Below are 16781 nucleotides of genomic sequence, written 5' to 3'. Positions count from 1 at the left end.
GGGAGCGGAAACGGATTCCCGCTCGTGGCGCAGTCATCGTTTGATCCGGCGGATGCCCCTGGTCGCCGGCTTGTCGAGGATTGGTGTCCGCGGGTCGAGCTGCGGTGCCCGACCGCCGAACCACTGCGCCGATCGGCTAACGGGACGTGGCGGAGTCGATGAGGAGCAACTGCGCGACCGCGTCCGGGCGGTCCAGTGGCACGAGATGGCCGCTGTGGGGGATCAGCTCACCGGAAAGGTCATCGGCAATGGGCGTGAGCTGCCGGTGGAGCAGGTCGCCGACGGTGTTGCCGCCGACGGCCAGGGTGGGCGTGGTCAGCCGGCCGGCCGCGGAGATCGCCGCCGCGTTCTGCTCGGCGGCGCGGTAGTAACCGAAGCCGCAGCGCAGCGCCTCACGACCGGTGTACGCGCTGACGAACGCGTCGCGGATCTCCGGGGGCACGCCCCGACGTTCGAAGGTGCCGGCCACGAGGAACCAGTCGAGGTATTCGGCCTCGTGGCCTTCGAGCACCGTCTCGGCGAGCCCAGGGGCGGAGTGGAAGCCGAACCACCATGGTGGTGCCGGGAAGCCACCAGGCAGGCCGGGCAGCGTCGCCTCCATCAGCACCAGGCGACGCACCCGGGCCGGGTGCAGGGTGCCGAGCAGGAAAGCGGCGGGCACGCCTGCGTCCAAGGCCACGACCTCGGCCTGCTCGACCCCCAGCGCGTCGAGCAGGCCGAGCATGTCACCGGCCCCGGTCACCGCGTCGAACCCGTCCGCCGCGCGAGCGCTGTCCCCGAGCCCGCGCAGATCTGGCGCGATGACGCGGCGCCGCCCACCCAGCAACGGCAGTATCTCGCGCCAGACCTGCCAGGTGTGCGGCCAGCCGTGCATCAGCAGCACCGGTGGGCCCGCGCCGTCCAGGGCGACGTTCAGCTCGGTGCCGTTGGTCCGGATCCTGCGCAACTCCACGTGTGCCTCCCGCTGGTTACCATTGGTTACCTACTTAACTTGGGAGACGCCGGATGACTTCGCAAGACGGCACTTTTGCGTCACCTGGTGAGCCCGTGGTAACCGGGGATCTCTTCAGCCCGGCCTGCCCGACCCGGCAGTTGCTCGACCGGATCGGCGACAAGTGGACGTCGATGCTGATCAAGGTGCTGGCGGAGAACCACCCGGTGGAGCTCGGGTTCGCGGAGCTACGCCGCCGCGCCCCCGGGGTGTCGAACAAGATGTTGTCGCAGACGCTGCAAAGCCTGTGCCGCGACGGCCTGGTCACCCGCCGGGTCGAGGCGAGCGTGCCGCCGCGGGTCTATTACGCGCTCACCAGCCTGGGTCTCTCCCTGGACGCCCCGCTGGCAGCGGTCCGGGCGTGGGCCGAGCAGCACATATCAACAATCGAAGAGTGCCGTCGCAAACCTGACCAGTAGTGGCGCCCCGGCGGGGCAGGTACAGCTGACCGGACCGCACGCTGGACCTGTGGGAAGCCGGCCCGAGCCGCGAATCGGGCCGGCTCGGGCCGGAACGCCCCCCGGCGGTCGCCGACGTCCGACACCGGACAGGTCGGCCACCCCGAGCGGACGTTCCCTCCGAGCGGACCGTCACTCCGGCCAGTCGTTGCGCAGGATGACCTCCACGAAGTCGTCCCGGACGAAGTTCGGGTCGAAGTGGGCGAGCACGTCCGCGTTGACGTTGCCGAACGTCGTCTGTGGGCGGTGCCTGTTGCCCTCGTTGAAGGCGGCCAGGATCTGCCGCTTGAAGTCGGGGCGCGGATGGGCGGCGGTGACCTCGGCGATCCGTTCCGGATCGAGGTCGCGGTAACCGATGCCCAGCACGTCGGTCTCCACTCCCGCGGTGACCAGTGCGATCTCCGGGTCGAGGAACTCCGGCACCCCCGGCGTGGTGTGCAACGCGATGGACAGCCAGACCTTGCGGGCCTGTGCAGCAGGTCGGCCATGGTCGAGCAGGAACCGCTCGGCGGCATGTGCTCCGTCGACCTCGAACCGCAGGTCGGTGCTGCCGTACCGCTCGGTCAGGCCGAGATCGTGGAACATGGCACCGACGTACAGCAGTTCGAGGTCGGGGCTCAGACCACGCCGCTCACCCTGGAGCGCGCCGAACAGGAACACCCGGCGGCTGTGCCGGAACAACAGGTCGTTGGTGGCTGCCCGGACGAGGTCGGTAGCGGCAGCCACGAGCGGGGTGTCCGGGATGGTGATCCCGGCGATGGTTTCGGCCATGGTGTGTTCATCCTGTTCCTACGGAGGTTCCTGCTGGTGCTGAGGTTCGCCACCGATGCTGCCGGGCTAGACTCGGCCGGGCCATGTCCAGAAGGACCGTCATCCCACAGATGCGGACATCGGATCGGCTGGAGGGAGCGGGTCGGATGAGCCGAGGGCGGTCACACCGCGTCGGGGTGCTCGTCTTCGACGGGGTGCAGCTACTCGACGTCTCCGGGCCGGTGGACGTCTTCACCGGGGCTACCCAGCGCGGCGCCGACTATGCGGTGGCCCTGCTCGGCTGGCGGTCGGATTCGGTGCGTACCGCGTCCGGGGTTCGCTTGTCCGCCGACACCACGGTGGCCGAGTCCACGCCGCTGGACACGCTCGTGCTGACCGGAGCCGAAGACCTGACCGCGCTGCCCGACGCCGAGGACCTACGTGCCCGACTGGGTCCACTGATCGGGCCGCCGACCCGGCTCGCCGCGGTCTGCACCGGCGCGTTCGTGCTGGCCCGGACCGGTTGGCTCGCCGGCCACCCGGCCACCACCCACTGGCGGCACGCCGGCCGCCTACAGGCCGAATTCCCGGAGATCGAGGTCCGGCCGGACGCCATCCACGTCCGCTCCGGCCGGTTCGCCACCAGCGCCGGGGTCACCGCCGGGATCGACCTCGCCCTCGCACTTGTCGAGGAGGACCACGGTGCCGACCTGGCCCGCGAGGTCGCCCGGGAACTCGTGGTGTTCATGCAGCGCCCGGGTGGGCAGTCCCAGTTCTCCGTCCGGCAGGACCTGCCGCCGACCCTCGACCAGCGGCTACGCCGGGTCGCCGACCGGGTCGCCACCGACCCGGCCCGGGCGTACCCGATCGAGGCGATGGCGCACGACGCGATGATGACCCCCCGCCACCTGCGGCGGCTCTTCCAACAGGAGTTCGGGCTCACCCCGGCGCGCTACCTGGAACTTGCCCGGGTCGAGGCGGCCCGCGCGCTGCTGGAGCGGGGCGGCACGGTCACCGAGGCGGCCCGGCGCAGTGGGTTCGGCAGCGACGAAACGCTGCGGCGGGCCTTCACCGCGTCGTACGGCATCCCGCCGTCGGTCTACCAGCGCCGGTTCCGGACCACAACCACCACCGCCTGGTGATTCCGGAGACCCGGGTTCCGCTGCCCGCTGGGGTCGACCCACCGATGATCAGGCGCGCGGCGGCCGGTCAACCCCGGCGGTACCGGTACGGGCCGGAGCCGACCGTGAAGACCGCCGATCCGTCGTCGGCGCCGGAGGATGCGATCCCGCCCTCGGGGACGTCGCCTCGCTGCCGTTGCTAGAGTCATGTCGTTGCTAAAGCAAATTTATCACCGGCAGCTACCTTGCCGAGAGGGTGCCTCCGATGACCAAGCTCTCCGTCATCTACTACTCCTCGACCGCTCCGCTGGGCGACGCCCAGCTCAACGCCTGACGGACCCCCGCTGGTGCCGGGCGGCCTTCCGAGCGGACGCAAACGATCAAGGGGCAGCGGTTCGAGTCGCTCCGAGCGCAGCCAGGAGGTGCCCGGCATGGATCGTTCCGAAGCGCCGACGTGGTCGTTGATCGGCCGTGACGAGGAACTTGCGGTGGCCCGCAGGTTTCTGCGCCGGGCGACGGTCAACGGTGGGTCAATGGTGGTGTCCGGAGAGCCCGGGGTGGGCAAGACGGCACTGCTCGACGCGGTCGCGGAGTCCGCCGCGGAGACGGGGATGCGCGTGCTCCGTGCGGCCGGCGTCGCGTTTGAGGCGGACATCAGTTACTCCAGCTTGAACCAGCTGCTGTTTCCGCTCTACGACGCCTTCGCCGAACTCCCGCCCGTGCACCGTGAGGCGCTCCGGGTGGCGCTCGGGTTCGGCAGCGGCCAGCCGCCGGACCGGTTGCTGGTGTCCAACGCGGTGCTGCTCCTGCTTCGCTCCATGGCCACGGCCCGGCCGCTGCTGCTCATCGTCGACGACCTCCCGTGGCTCGACCGGTCCAGTTCGGCGGTGCTCGGGTTCGTCGCGCGCCGGCTGGTGGGCACGAGCGTGGGCTTCCTGGCCGCGACCCGGTCGCACACCGCGAGCTTCTTCGAGCAGGGCGGACTCCCCGAACTCGAACTGCAGCCCCTGCGGCCGGACGCCGCCAGCGAACTGATCAACCAGCGTTTTCCCGAACTCGCCCCGGCGGTCCGGCGACGGTTGCTCTCGGAGGCACGCGGGAACCCGCTCGCCCTCCTGGAACTGCCCTCCGCGTTGAGCGGGTCGCAACGTCTCATTGCGGCCTCCCTGCCCGCCGTCCTGCCGTTGACCCGACGGCTGCAGGCACTCTTCGCGACGCGGGTGTCCCACCTGCCCGAAGCCTGCCGCCGGCTCCTGTTGCTCGGCGCGTTGGACGGTACGGGCGAACTCGGCGTGCTCCTCGATGCGGCGAGCGACCACGACCTTGATGATCTCGAACCGGCCGAGCGCGACCAGCTGGTCCGGGTCCACAGCAGCACCCGTCGGTTCGCCTTTCGGCACCCTCTGATCGAGTCGGCAGTCGTCGAGGTGGCCACCAGCGGCGAACTGCGCTGGGCGCACAGCGCCCTCGCCCGGACACTCGTCGGGCAGCCGGAGCGTCGGGCATGGCACCTCGGCGAGGCGGCGGTCGGGCCGGACGAGCGGGTCGCCGCTCTGCTGGAGCAGGCCGCGCACCAGATCCTGCGCCGCGGTGACGCCGTGGGCGCGGTGGCGTCGTTGACCCGGTCCGCCGACCTGACACCGGATCCTGCCGAGCGCGGTCGACGGCTTGCGCAGGCCGCCTACATCGGCGCCGACGCCGGCGGCGAACTGACAAACGCCTCGCAACTGTTGGACGACGCTCGTCGGGCCAGCCCGGGTGGCTCGTTGTACGCCACGGCAGCCGCCGTGCACCTGTTGCTCAACAGCGACGGCGACGTCCGGACCGCGCACCGACTGCTGGTCGGCGCCATCGAGGCGGGTGGGCACGGCTACGACGCCGACGACGAGGCCCTGATCGACGTGCTGCACACGCTTCTGCTGCTCTGCTTCTTCACGGGTGAGCCCAGCAGTTGGGAGCCGTTCTTCGCCGCGCTCAACCGGTTGACGCCCAAGGCGCCCGAGCTGCTCACGGTGGCGGCCGGCACCTTCAGCGACCCGGCACGCATGGGCCATGCGGTGGCCGGCCGCCTCGACGCGCTCGTCGCCGGAACGGGCGCCGAGGTCGACCCCACGGAGATCGTTCGCATCGGCATCGCCGCGATCTACCTGGACCGGCTGTGGGCCTGTCGAGAGGCCGACTGGCGGATTGTCCGCCTCGGTCGGGAGGGTGCCGCGCCGGCTCGCCGCCACCTCGGCGTGCTGTTGCACCTCTGCATGGACGACTACCACAGCGGGCGGTGGGGCGAGGCCGCGGATCTCGCCGACGAGGGCATCCGGCTGTGCGACGAGCACGGGTTCCGGTTCTTCGGCTGGTACTTCCAGTACATCCAGGCGCTGCTCGCCGCCGTACGGGGAGACGCCGAGGCCAGTGATGCGTTGACTGATCGGATTCTGCGCTTCGCGGTACCCCGCGGCGCGCGGGCGGCGGAGTTCTACGCCTACCACGTGCGGGGTCTGAACGATCTGGCGCGAGGTGACTTCGAGAGCGCGTACCAGCACGCGACGCTGCTCAGTCCTGCGGGCACGCTCGCGCCGTACGTGCCGCACGCCCTGTGGGGCTGCCTGGATCTGGTGGAGGCCGCTGCCCGTACCAACCGGCTCCCCGAGGCCGCGGCGCACGCCGCCACCCTCAAGGAGGCGAACCTCGCCGCGCTGTCGCCGCGGCTCGGGCTGCTCGGCGCGGCGGCGTCGGCCCTCGCCGCCCCGAACGACCGTGCCGAGGAGCTCTTCGAGGTGGCGTTGGCGCTGCCCGACATCGAGCGCTGGCCGTTCGATCTGGCGCGGGTGCGTCTGGCGTACGGGGAGTGGTTGCGCCGCAGCAGAGCGACGGCGAAGTCCCGGGCCCAACTCCGGACGGCCCTGGACACCTTCGAGCGGCTGGACGCCCGGCCGTGGGTCGAACGGGCGAGCAACGAGTTGCGTGCCACCGGTCTCACGAAGCCGAGAAACGACCCACGTCCCGCCGTGCTCACCGTTCAGGAACGGGAGATCGCGCAACTGGCGGCTTCTGGTCTGACGAACAAGCAGATCGGCGAGAAGCTGTTCCTCTCGCACCGGACGGTCGGCAGCCATCTGTACCAGATCTTTCCCAAGCTGGGCATCACCTCCCGGGCCGCGCTCCGCGACGCGCTCCTGGCGCCGGACGAGGATGCGGCCCGGGAAATCGAAGTGGCACCCGAACCGTAGTGCGGACGTGTGCGGTACCCGGCACCGCCCTCACGCCGACGGCCCGCCAGCCTCCGCCAACTGCCGCAGTCGCAGCAGCGTGTTCTGGTGGGCGTAGTAGAGCGCCTCCACCCGGGAGCCGCCCACCACCACCGTCGTCAGTTCGCGCTCGACCTTCCTCGCGATCACCTGGGTGCCCGGCGGGAACGGGACGAGTTCCCACGCCTGGTAGAGGCTCATGTCCGGCGAGGAGCCGATCCAACCGAACCGGGCGTTGAGCTGGTACTCGGACACCACGGCCTCCAGATGGATCCCGTACATCTCGATCTCGAACTCCGCACCCAGCTGAATCCCGTTCGGGGCGTGCGCTCGTCGTACCTCGGGAACCCAGTCGGGCCACCGCTGGACGTCGACCAGGTGGGCGTACACCCGTTCCGGTGACGCAGCGATGACTGTCTCGCCGTGCATCGAGGATTCCGTGCCGGGGGCCGTGAAATCCGTGGAGCGGTAGCTGTCCGTACGCGCCCAGGACACGCCTGCGCCGGCCTGTGGATGACGCATGTGGTTCTCCGTTCCCTTACTCCTGGCACCCACTGATCGCGGGGGTGCCGAAACCTCCACACCTTGCCTGACCCAGCTTGTCCCCGGTGGCTCGCCAGGTGACCGGTCAAACGACTTAGCGGATGACTGGCCTTCGACGGGACAGGCCGCCACCGAGGACGTAACCGGCCAGCCGCCGGTGTCCGAGCACGAACGGCGAGACCGTCGTACCTCCTGCCGCCCCGACCGCGGCCGCACTGCGTCCGCCGGGCCCGGCCGGTGGCGTACGTCAATGTGCCGGTCGAGTACGTCACCGGGTCCGGAGATAACCCCTGCCAACTCACGGACGCGCGTCCAGTCATGTGACGGGTGCGGTCACCGGCGCCGGTGACCGAGTCTGTGATCACCGCAGAGCGCGCCGAACGACGAGTGCGGCTGGCGGAGCAACGGCGCTCCGCCGACGCCGTGTCACCGGCGCCTGCGGCGCCCCTCCACAGCGAGGGGTCACTCAGGGAAAGGGAAAGCACTTGCCGTACATCACAGTGGGCGAAGAGAACAACACGGCGATCGAGCTGTACTACGAGGACCACGGCACCGGTCAGCCGGTCGTCCTGATCCACGGGTTTCCGCTCAGCGGGCACTCGTGGGAGAAGCAGTCGGCCGAGTTGCTCCGTGCCGGCTACCGGGTCGTCACCTACGACCGCCGTGGCTTCGGCCAGTCCAGCCAGACGGTCCTCGGGTACGACTACGACACCTTCGCCGCGGACCTGAACGTCCTCATGGAGCAGCTCGACCTGACCAGCGCCGTACTGGTCGGCTTCTCCATGGGCACCGGTGAGGCCGCCCGCTACCTGGGCCGCTACGGATCAGCGCGGGTCGCGAAGGTGGCCTTCCTCGCCTCGCTGGAGCCGTTCCTGCTCAAGACCGACGACAACCCGACCGGCGCCGCGCCCCGGGAGTTCTTCGAGGGCATCACCGAGCAGGTGCGCAAGGACCGGTACGCCTACTACACGGCCTTCTACGCCGACTTCTACAACCTCGACGAGAACCTGGGCACCAGGATCAGCGAGGAGGCCGTCCGGAACAGTTGGGCCGTCGCCGCCAGCGGCGGCTGGTACGCGGCCGCCGCCGCCCCGCTGACCTGGATCACCGACTTCCGGGACGACATTCCCAAGATCGATGTTCCGGCCCTGATCCTGCACGGCACCGGCGACCGCATCCTGCCGATCGACTCCACCGGACGCCCGTTCCACAAGGCGCTTCCCAGCGCCGACTACGTCGAGATCGACGGGGCGCCCCACGGCCTGCTCTGGACCCACGCCGACGAGGTCAACAACGCACTGGTCGCCTTCCTCGCCAAGTGACGGCCTGAAGAACGGCTCACGGTGGCGGGCGGGCAGGCCGCGATTCCGCTCCCGCCCGCCACCGTCGCACCACAGTGGCGCGTCCCACGCGGCGCGCCGCCGCTGCCCGAAGTCAGCCGCCCGACGGACGGCCGATCGACTGACCCAGAAGGAGTAATCAACCATGCACGCTGCTGTCGCGACGGCTGTCGACGCCCCGTTGTCGCTCGTCGAACGTGATGTCCCCACCCCCGGACCCGGCGAGGTTCTGGTCCGGATGACCGCCTGTGGGGTGTGTTTCACCGACCTGAACCTGGTCCGCGGCCATTTCCCGTTCGCTCGTTTCCCGGTGGTGCCGGGCCACGAGATCACCGGTGTCGTCGAGGCGGTCGGGGACGGGGTCGCCTTCCCGACGGTGGGTACGGCGGTGGGGGCGCAGTTCCTGGCCGACTCGTGCGGGCACTGCGACTACTGCGTACGCGGTGACCAGATCCTCTGCCCGGCCAAGCGGATCACCGGCATCGTCGTCGACGGTGGGTACGCCGAGTTCGCGGTGTTGAAGGCCGGGTTTGTGACTCCACTGCCGGCCGGACTGGACCCGGTCGCGGCGGCACCGCTGATGTGCGCGGGCATCACGGCGTTCAACGGCCTTCGGCAGGCCGGGACCCGCCCGGAGTCACGGGTGGCCGTCATCGGCTCCGGAGGCATCGGAGCGCTGGCGATCCGCTACGCCACCGCGATGGGCGCCCGCGTCGCGGTCCTCGGTCACTCCCGCCGCGCCGAGGAGCAGGTGCTGTCGCTGGGCGCGGAGCGGTTCATCGTGTCCAGCGAGCAGGACCCCGCCGCGGCGCTGAAGGACTGGGACGGTGGGGCGAACGTCATCCTCAACGCCGCGCCCACCACCGCCGCCGCGGCGGCCGCGTTCGGCGGGCTCGCCCCCGACGGCACGCTTGTCCTCTGCGGCTACGACAACACCCCGCTGAGCCTGCCCACCCAGCCGATGGTCCTCAACCGGCTGCACGTGATGGCCAACCCGTCCGGGTCGCCACACGACCTCCGCGACACCCTCGCCTTCTCCGCCGCGCACGGGATCCTCCCCGAGATCACCCGCATCTCCCTCGACGAGGCGCCGGCGACGCTGGCGGCCATGGCGTCGGGGACCGCGCACGGCCGCAGCGTCATCGTCTTCTGACCACCACGGTCAGCATCGATCATTGAAGGGAAGACACCTCATGTCCGTCGTACTGATCACCGGTGCCTCCAGCGGCTTCGGGGCGCTCACCGCCCAGGCGCTCGCCCGCGCCGGCCACACCGTCTACGCCAGCATGCGTGCCACCACCGGCCGCAACGCGGCGGCGGTCTCGGCGACCGCCGCCTTCGCCCGCGACAACAACGTCGACCTGCGCACCATCGAACTCGACGTGCAGTCGCAGGAGTCCGCCGACGCCGCCGTCGCGGAAATCGTCGCCGAGCACGGTGTGCTCGACGTCCTGGTCCACAACGCCGGGCACATGGTCACCGGGCCGACCGAGGCGTTCACGCCCGAGGAGATCGCCGACGTCTACGACATCAACGTGCTCGGCACCCAGCGGGTGAACCGGGCCGCGCTGCCGAGCATGCGTGCCCGTGGCAACGGCCTCGTGGTCTGGATCGGTTCGAGCAGCACCCGGGGCGGCACCCCGCCGTACCTCGGCCCGTACTTCGCGGCCAAGGCCGGCATGGACGCCCTGGCGATCAGCTACGCCGGCGAGCTGGCCCGCTTCAACATCGAGACCAGCATCGTCGTGCCGGGCTCCTTCACCCAGGGCACGAACCACTTCGCCCACAGCGGCCGCCCGGCGGACCAGGCGACCGTCGACGCGTACGAGGAACGGTACGGGGGCCTCATGGCGCAGGTCTCACAGCGGCTGGCGGAACTCGCGCCGCCGGACGCCGACGTCGCCGAGGTGGCCGCGGCGGTCGTGCGAGTCGTGGAGACGCCGCACGGCAAGCGGCCGTTCCGGGTCCACGTCGACCCCGTCGACGACGGCTCCGAGGTGGTGAGTGTGGTCGCCGACCGGATCCGAGCCGAGTTCCTCACGCGCATCGGCCTCGACGACCTGCTCCACCCGCACAACTGACGGACGACCCGAATGGCTGTGACAAACACATCCCCGATCCAATGAACGGCTCATCGGCGGCGGCGACCGACGCGGCGGCGCGCCGGTCGCTGCGCCCAGGTGAACTGATCATCCCCATTCCGGGTGCGTCCGCCGAGTCGAGGACTCGCCATGGCGATACTCACACTCGGTGCACAGTGGGCCGTAACTCGTCACGCACATGGGAGCATCGATGCACGTTACGTAAGTGCGGACGTTGGGTGGTTGGGGGAGCATGCCCAAGAGTCAGGTGCGGCGTGACCAGTTCGGGGGCCTCCTCAGGACCCTCCGCTTGGAGCGGCGGCTGACCCAGGAGGAGCTTGCCGAAGCGGCCGGCTCCAGTGTCCGCGGCATCCGGGAGATGGAGCGCGGCCGGGTGCGCAGCCCGCAACGACGGACGGTGGTGCTGCTCGCCGACGCCCTGCGGCTGGCCGGGGCGGACCGCGACCGTTTCGTCGCCCTGGCCCGGGTCGAGCGGCAGCCGCACGACCGCGCGGAGGTGCCGGACGACCGCGTGGAGGTGCCGGGCGATCGCCTGCCGGACGATCGCCCGGCGGTGGTCGTACCCGGGGAACTGCCCGCCGCCGTTCCGGACCTGGCCGGTCGGGCGGAGATCCTGGAACGGCTCTCGACACTGGCCGCCGACGTCACCGCAGGGCGGCCGGACACCGCCTCGGTGGTGGTGCTGCACGGGCCGCCGGGGATCGGCAAGACGAGCCTCGCCGTCGCCGCCGGACATCGACTCAGCCCGGCCTTCGCCGGCGGACAGCTCTTCGTCGACCTGCAGGGCGCCTCGCCGGACGGCCCGCTCGACCCGGCCGAGGCGCTGGCCGGATTGCTGCGGTCGCTCGGGGTGCCGGACAGCCGGGTGCCGGTGTCGCCGGCCGAGCGTGGTGGTCTGTTCCGCACCCTCACCCGGGACCGGCCGCTGCTGGTGGTCCTGGACAACGCCGCAAGCGAGGCACAGGTACGCCCCCTGCTGCCGGCCGGGCGGGGATGCCTCGCGCTGGTCACCTGCCGGCGTCCACTGACGGGTCTTGCCGGTGCGGTCCGCCTGCCGCTCGACCTGCTCGCCCCGGCAGCCGCTCGACTGCTGCTGGCGGCGATCGTCGGTGCCGACCGGATCGACGCCGAGCCGGCCGCTGCCGACCAACTCGTCAAACTCTGCGGTCGGCTGCCGCTGGCCGTCCGGATCGCCGGCAACCGCCTCGCCAGCCGACCGCAGTGGTCGGTCGGTTGGCTGGTTGACCTGCTCCGCGACCAGCGTCAGCGGCTGACCGTGCTGACCGCCGGAGACCTGGGCGTCCGATCCGCGTTCGAGGTCTCCTACCGGCAACTGGACCCGATGGCCGCGCGGGTGTTCCGGCGGGCGTCGCTGATTCCCGGCACCGACTTCGAACCCGCGCTGGTCGCCGCCGTGGCCGGCACCGGCGAGGAGACCGCGGCGGCGGCCCTGGAGGAGTTGGTCGAGGCCGGTGTCCTCCTCACCGTGGGGGACCGGTACCAGTTCCACGACCTGGTCCGGCTCTACGCCCAGGAACGCCTCGACGCCGAGGAACAACAGGCCTGCCGGGCGGGGGCGCACGATCAGATGGTCGGCTGGCTGCTGCGGCGTACCCGGGAGGCCGGCTTGATGTTCGAACCGGTCGCCTGCCGGGTCGACTCCCCGTTCGACGACGATGCAGCGGCGGCGTACTGGTTGGATCGGGAGTCCGGCAACTGGCTGGCTGCGCTGCGCGACGCGGCCCGGCGCGGTCGGCACGCCGACGTGGTCGCGGTCACCAGGGCTCTGCACTGGTACTCGGACGCCAACAGTCACCGGCACTCCTGGGACGAGATCTTCTCGCTGGGAGCGGCCGCGGCCCGGGCTGCCGGTAGCCCCCGCGACGAGGCCGTACTGCTGAACTTCCTGGGCTGGGCGCGGTACTTCTGCCGGGACCGCAACACCGACGGGCTGGCCGCCCTGGCCCGGGCACTGGAACTGGCCCGGCGGATCGGGGACCGCCGGGAGGAGGCGTGGGCGCTGACCTACACCGCCGCCATCCTCATCCGGACCGGCCGCGGCGGGTCGGCCATCGACAATTGCCGCCGGGCCGTGGGCCTGTTCCGCGAGATCGGGTACGCCCTCGGCGAGCACAGCGCGGCGAGCGCGCTGGGCGGAGCGCTGGCCGCGCTCGGCCGGTTCTCCGAGGCGGCCGAGTTGCACCGCGAGGTGCTGGCGTTCTACGTCCAGGGCAACGGTCTCAGCCGTACCGGCGCGGCGGTGGCCCGGGCCGGCGCGATGATGAGCCTCGGCGCGGACCTGGCCGGGATGGGCCGTTGGCGGAACGCCGCTGACGAGTACGCCCGCGCCCGGCGGGTGTTCAACAGGTGCGGCGCGACGTTCAGCGAGGCCACCGCCGTCCATCGCTACGGGCTCGCGCTTCAGGCGTTGGGCGAGGCCGACGCGGCGGCCGAGGCGCTGCGGGCGGCGCTGGCCATGTATGCCGCGCTGTCCTGCCCGTGGTGGGAGGCGCAGACGCTGTCCGCGCTCGCGGAGCTGGCCGGTTCGGCTCCGGGCCGGGCCGCCGACGCCCGCCTGCTGCGCCAGCGGGCGCTCGACAGGTGCGGCGAACTGGACGCCCCGGAGGTACGGAGCCTGCGCGCCACCCTGCGACGCGAACTGGCCGAGTCCTGATCCCGGACACGTACCGGGCCCCGCCGACGACGCGGCGGGGCCCGGTGTGCATGGACAGGGGTCAGTTGCAGGTGGTGCCGTTGAGGGTGAACGGGACCGGGGTGGCGGGGGAGCCGGCCGCGGTGAAGCCGAAGTTGACGGCCCCGCCGGTCGGGATGCTGGCGTTGTGGCTCTCGTTGGTGACTGTCACCGCCGAGCCGGTGTGTTGGAAGACGCCGTTCCAGTGGCCCTCAACGAGTTGCCCGCCGGGGAAGGCCCAGCCCAGCGACCAGCCGTTGGTGGCCGGGCCGTCGTTGTAGACGGTGACGCTGGCGCTGTAGCCGGTGCCCCACGAGTTGGTGACGACGAAGGAGACCCGGCAGGTACTGGCGATCGGCGTTGCCGGCACGATGTTGCCGTAGTCGTCGCGGGCGGTGGCGAAGTCCTGGAAGCCGAAGCCCTTACCGGCCGATCGGGTGGTGGTGCCGGCGGCGAGCACGGTGCCGTTGGCGTTGACGGCGTAGACCGGGCCGCCGCTGTCGCCGCCCCGTGCGGCCTCCTGGCCGTCGAGCTGGGTTGCCTCGACGAGGTCCTCGATGTCGTCGTAGTGGAAGTCGACCCGCAGGTTGCAGACCGGGCCGCCGATCGCACCCGCGGAGGTGTACCCGGACTGGCACAGCAGCTGGCCGGGGAAGACCTCGGTCCAGCCGACCACCTGGGCGCGGACCTCGTCCTGCTGACCGCCGACGTAGAGGTGCTCGCCGGGGGTGGCCGTCGAAATGATCATCGTGTCGTGGTCGTCGTTGCTGTCGACCGCGTAGCCGACCAGGGTGCCGGTGCCGGTGGTGGTGTTCCAGCCGACGTGCCAGGGCGAGCCGATGGCTCCGCAGTGTTCGGCGGTGAGGACGTAACCGGCGTTGGTGTCCGCGTTGCGGACGCCGAAGCCGGCGGTGCATCCGGGCGTGGTGAAGCCGATGCCCGCCCCGCCGTCGAACGGCGCGGCGTCGTTGGCCCGCGACCGTTCCACCATCCGGTCGCTCCTGACGAAGCTGGTACGGACGCCGGTGGCCGGCAGCTTCGGCAGCTTGGCGCCCGCGGTGTAGTCCACGCCGATGTCGATGCCGGTGCCGTCGGTGCGCAGCCGCACCGAGTGGCTGGCGTCGGCCGGGTTGGCCTTCACCACCGGGGTGAGGGCGGCGGCCGCCTTGCTCAGGTCGGCGCGGGAGTAGGTGGCCTTGGCCACCTGGACCGGCGCGGTGCGGCGGGCGGCGGTGACGGCTGCGGCGATGTCGGTGGGCGGCGCACCCTTCCACCACAGGGTGACGTGGTCGTCGACCAGGCCGATGCCGGCATAGCCGCGTGCCGGCGCGCGGTCCACAGCGGTGCGGATGACATTGGCCGCGTCGACAAGTGGGGCCTGGGCGACCATCCGGTCCAGGGTCGGTGCCGGGATGATGTCGAGGAGGGACTTGGCGGCCCCGGCGGCCCCCGCTTGGCCGGACTCCGCGTCAGCGGAGGCGGGACTGGTGAGCGCCGTCGCGCCGACCAGTGCCCCGACGACCACCGTACAGGTGATCGCTTTCCGAATTGATGTCATGCCGCTGAGTCAAGCAACGTCCGCTGCCCGGAGACAGGCAGGACGCCCGGCAGGAGTCAACATGCCGGCGGTCCTGCCGGCTCAGCTCCGGCGGCTGCCGACTCGTTGCCTGGCGTCGTAGTGCCGCCGGGCCTGCTCGACCTTGTCCAGGTTGCCCGACCAGTGGGCGAGGGTGGCGAACAGCGGTGCCAGGCTGCGTCCCAGCTCGCTGATTTCGTACTCCACGCGGGGTGGAACTTCTGGGTGATAGGTGCGCGTGACGAGCCCGTCGCGTTCCAGTTGCCGTAGCCGCTGGGTCAGCACCTTCGGTGTGATGGTGGTGATGCGGCGCTCCAGTTCCACGAATCGATGACGCCCGTATTCGTTGAGGGCCCACAGGATCGGGGTGGTCCACCGACTGAAGACGATGTCGACCACCGGGGCGATCGGGCACGCCTGCTCCGGGGCGACCTCGGTACGAGCCGCCGGGTCCATGTCGTGGGTCACAATTGGCCTCTCTCCCAATACTTTCCTGTAGGTACCTACTATCACGGCGTTGATAGCTTCCGTCGAGCCGAAGAACTCGACAGCAGGGGGCAGACATGATCGTGGTGACCGGGGCGACCGGCAATGTTGGACGGCCGCTCGTGCGGGCGCTCGCCGAGGCCGGCGAACACGTGACGGCGGTGTCGCGGAGGGTTTCCGCGCTGGACGTACCGGCGGGGGTGCGGCATCAGCAGGCCGACCTGGCCGATCCGGGGAGTCTCCCGTCCGCGTTCGACGGAGCCGAAGCGCTGTTCCTTCTGACCTCGGGCGACTTCGTGTCGGCCGAAGGCAAGGTCAGCGACGTTCTCGACGCCGCGCGCGCAGGGGGGATCCGCCGCGTTGTCCTGCTCTCCTCCCAGGGCGTCGCGACGGGAAGCCATCCCCCCGCTCTGGAGGACCCCGTCGTGCAGTCGGATCTGGAATGGACGCTGCTGCGGCCAGGAGGCTTTCACTCGAACACGTTCGCGTGGGCGGAAATGGTCCGGAGCCAACGGATGATCGCCGCCCCGTTCGGCGATGTCGCCCTGCCGACCATCGACCCCACCGACATCGCCGAGGTGGCCGCCGCGGTGTTGCGGGACACCACGCACATCGGCAAGGCCTACGTGCTTACCGGTCCCGCACCGATCTCACCCCGGCAGCAGGCGTCGGCGATCGCCGACGCGCTCGGTGAACCGGTGCAGTTCGTCGAGCAGAGCCGCGCAGAGGCTCGGGCACAGATGCTGCGGTTCATGCCCGAGCCGGTCGTGGAGAACACCTTGAACATTCTGGGCACGCCGAGAATCGGCGAGCAAGAGGTGAGCCCGCACGTGGAACGGATTCTCGGTCGTGCGCCGCGCACCTTCGCCGCATGGGCCGTACGCAACGCATCGGCCTTCAAGTAGTCCGAGTAACGGGTGCGCACTTGTAAAATCCGCCCATGGCTCGGACTGACACGGCTTCCCGGGTGATCGCGGCTCCGCTCGACCGCGTCTATGCGGCCTTCGTCGAGCCCGAGGCGCTGACAACGTGGTTGCCACCCGACGGCATGAGCGGCCGATTCGAGTGGTTCGACGCGCGTCCGGGTGGGTCCTACCGGCTTGTGCTCACCTACGCCGACGCGTCGACCGGGCGCGGCAAGACCACAGCAGACTCGGACGTCGTCGAGGCCGCGTTCGTTGACGTCGTCCCCAATGCCCGGGTGGTACAGGCCGTCACCTTCGTCTCCGACGACCCGGCCCAGGCCGGCACCATGACGATGACGTGGGAGGTCACGGCCGTGGAGCACGGCACACGCGTGGAGTTCCGAGCGGAGAACGTCCCAGCCGGCATCTCCGCCGCCGACCACGCTGCCGGTCTGAACTCCTCGCTGGCCAACCTCGCAGCCCACCTCGAGACGTGAGCGTCCGTTCGGGAGTGCGTGGTGCGGATGCTGCTGCGGGAGCAGACCAACATCAACGGCCAGGTCATCGTGGTG

At 70.8% G+C, this 16781-nt stretch carries 14 protein-coding genes; 9 read left to right on the top strand and 5 right to left on the bottom strand.

The window, feature by feature from the left end; translation table 11 throughout:
• Positions 1-136 precede the first annotated feature (136 nt).
• Entirely contained in the window at positions 137-952 is an 816-nt protein-coding gene (locus AB0F61_RS29680) for an alpha/beta hydrolase (protein ID WP_357816338.1), read from the bottom strand.
• A gap of 95 nt (positions 953-1047) precedes the next feature.
• On the opposite strand from AB0F61_RS29680, the gene AB0F61_RS29675 reads away from it, so the two are divergent.
• Positions 1048-1410 carry a helix-turn-helix domain-containing protein gene (locus AB0F61_RS29675; protein ID WP_357816335.1) on the top strand — a complete coding sequence of 121 codons (363 nt, stop codon included), beginning with the start codon at positions 1048-1050 and terminating at the stop codon, positions 1408-1410.
• A 171-nt stretch (positions 1411-1581) separates the two neighbouring features.
• On the opposite strand, the gene AB0F61_RS29670 is transcribed toward AB0F61_RS29675, so the two are convergent.
• A complete protein-coding gene (locus tag AB0F61_RS29670) occupies positions 1582-2220 on the bottom strand; it encodes an HD domain-containing protein (protein WP_357816333.1) in 639 nt (212 codons plus the stop codon).
• 146 nt (positions 2221-2366) lie between these two features.
• Between AB0F61_RS29670 and AB0F61_RS29665 the strand changes: the two genes are divergently transcribed.
• Complete coding sequence (locus tag AB0F61_RS29665; protein WP_357816330.1) at positions 2367-3341, top strand: helix-turn-helix domain-containing protein; 975 nt, start codon at positions 2367-2369, stop codon at positions 3339-3341.
• A gap of 410 nt (positions 3342-3751) precedes the next feature.
• The gene (locus AB0F61_RS29660) at positions 3752-6547 is read left to right on the top strand and encodes an AAA family ATPase (protein ID WP_357816327.1); all 2796 of its coding nucleotides are present in this window, start codon (positions 3752-3754) and stop codon (positions 6545-6547) included.
• A gap of 30 nt (positions 6548-6577) precedes the next feature.
• On the opposite strand, the gene AB0F61_RS29655 is transcribed toward AB0F61_RS29660, so the two are convergent.
• On the bottom strand, positions 6578-7087 hold the full coding sequence (locus AB0F61_RS29655) for an SRPBCC family protein (RefSeq protein WP_357816325.1): 510 nt from the start codon (positions 7085-7087) through the stop codon (positions 6578-6580).
• Between the two features lie 506 nt (positions 7088-7593).
• Between AB0F61_RS29655 and AB0F61_RS29650 the strand changes: the two genes are divergently transcribed.
• The 4 genes from AB0F61_RS29650 to AB0F61_RS29635 all read left to right on the top strand — a co-directional run bounded on the left by AB0F61_RS29650 (position 7594) and on the right by AB0F61_RS29635 (position 13224).
• Positions 7594-8430, top strand: coding sequence for an alpha/beta hydrolase (locus tag AB0F61_RS29650; protein ID WP_357816323.1), 837 nt, complete (start codon positions 7594-7596; stop codon positions 8428-8430).
• A 163-nt stretch (positions 8431-8593) separates the two neighbouring features.
• Entirely contained in the window at positions 8594-9601 is a 1008-nt protein-coding gene (locus tag AB0F61_RS29645) for an alcohol dehydrogenase catalytic domain-containing protein (RefSeq protein WP_357816321.1), read from the top strand.
• 40 nt (positions 9602-9641) lie between these two features.
• Positions 9642-10529: an SDR family oxidoreductase gene (locus AB0F61_RS29640; RefSeq protein ID WP_357816318.1), complete on the top strand. Its 888-nt coding sequence runs from the start codon at positions 9642-9644 to the stop codon at positions 10527-10529.
• A gap of 253 nt (positions 10530-10782) precedes the next feature.
• A complete protein-coding gene (locus AB0F61_RS29635; RefSeq protein ID WP_357816315.1) occupies positions 10783-13224 on the top strand; it encodes an XRE family transcriptional regulator in 2442 nt (813 codons plus the stop codon).
• A 61-nt stretch (positions 13225-13285) separates the two neighbouring features.
• Here AB0F61_RS29635 and AB0F61_RS29630 read toward each other — a convergent pair whose 3' ends face one another.
• Both AB0F61_RS29630 and AB0F61_RS29625 read right to left on the bottom strand, forming a co-directional pair.
• Entirely contained in the window at positions 13286-14800 is a 1515-nt protein-coding gene (locus AB0F61_RS29630; protein ID WP_357816312.1) for a cellulose binding domain-containing protein, read from the bottom strand.
• An 81-nt stretch (positions 14801-14881) separates the two neighbouring features.
• Positions 14882-15286, bottom strand: a complete 405-nt coding sequence (locus tag AB0F61_RS29625) for a helix-turn-helix domain-containing protein (protein ID WP_357816310.1) — start codon at positions 15284-15286, stop codon at positions 14882-14884.
• Positions 15287-15381: 95 nt separating this feature from the next.
• Here AB0F61_RS29625 and AB0F61_RS29620 point away from each other — a divergent pair, with 95 nt between their 5' ends.
• On the top strand, positions 15382-16209 hold the full coding sequence (locus tag AB0F61_RS29620; RefSeq protein WP_357816307.1) for an NAD(P)H-binding protein: 828 nt from the start codon (positions 15382-15384) through the stop codon (positions 16207-16209).
• A gap of 35 nt (positions 16210-16244) precedes the next feature.
• Positions 16245-16706, top strand: a complete 462-nt coding sequence (locus tag AB0F61_RS29615; protein WP_357816305.1) for an SRPBCC family protein — start codon at positions 16245-16247, stop codon at positions 16704-16706.
• Positions 16707-16781 lie beyond the last annotated feature (75 nt).

Source organism: Micromonospora sp. NPDC023888 (genome assembly GCF_040639415.1).
Lineage (GTDB): Bacteria > Actinomycetota > Actinomycetes > Mycobacteriales > Micromonosporaceae > Micromonospora.
This window is presented reverse-complemented; position numbering and strand designations above follow the sequence as displayed.

Coding starts and splice junctions, on each gene's coding strand:
- AB0F61_RS29620 (WP_357816307.1), top strand. CDS start 15,382: ATGATCGTGGTGACCGGGGCGACCGGCAATGTTGGACGGCCGCTCGTG.
- AB0F61_RS29640 (WP_357816318.1), top strand. CDS start 9,642: ATGTCCGTCGTACTGATCACCGGTGCCTCCAGCGGCTTCGGGGCGCTC.
- AB0F61_RS29670 (WP_357816333.1), bottom strand. CDS start 2,220: ATGGCCGAAACCATCGCCGGGATCACCATCCCGGACACCCCGCTCGTG.
- AB0F61_RS29660 (WP_357816327.1), top strand. CDS start 3,752: ATGGATCGTTCCGAAGCGCCGACGTGGTCGTTGATCGGCCGTGACGAG.
- AB0F61_RS29635 (WP_357816315.1), top strand. CDS start 10,783: ATGCCCAAGAGTCAGGTGCGGCGTGACCAGTTCGGGGGCCTCCTCAGG.
- AB0F61_RS29665 (WP_357816330.1), top strand. CDS start 2,367: ATGAGCCGAGGGCGGTCACACCGCGTCGGGGTGCTCGTCTTCGACGGG.
- AB0F61_RS29630 (WP_357816312.1), bottom strand. CDS start 14,800: ATGACATCAATTCGGAAAGCGATCACCTGTACGGTGGTCGTCGGGGCA.
- AB0F61_RS29655 (WP_357816325.1), bottom strand. CDS start 7,087: ATGCGTCATCCACAGGCCGGCGCAGGCGTGTCCTGGGCGCGTACGGAC.
- AB0F61_RS29615 (WP_357816305.1), top strand. CDS start 16,245: ATGGCTCGGACTGACACGGCTTCCCGGGTGATCGCGGCTCCGCTCGAC.
- AB0F61_RS29645 (WP_357816321.1), top strand. CDS start 8,594: ATGCACGCTGCTGTCGCGACGGCTGTCGACGCCCCGTTGTCGCTCGTC.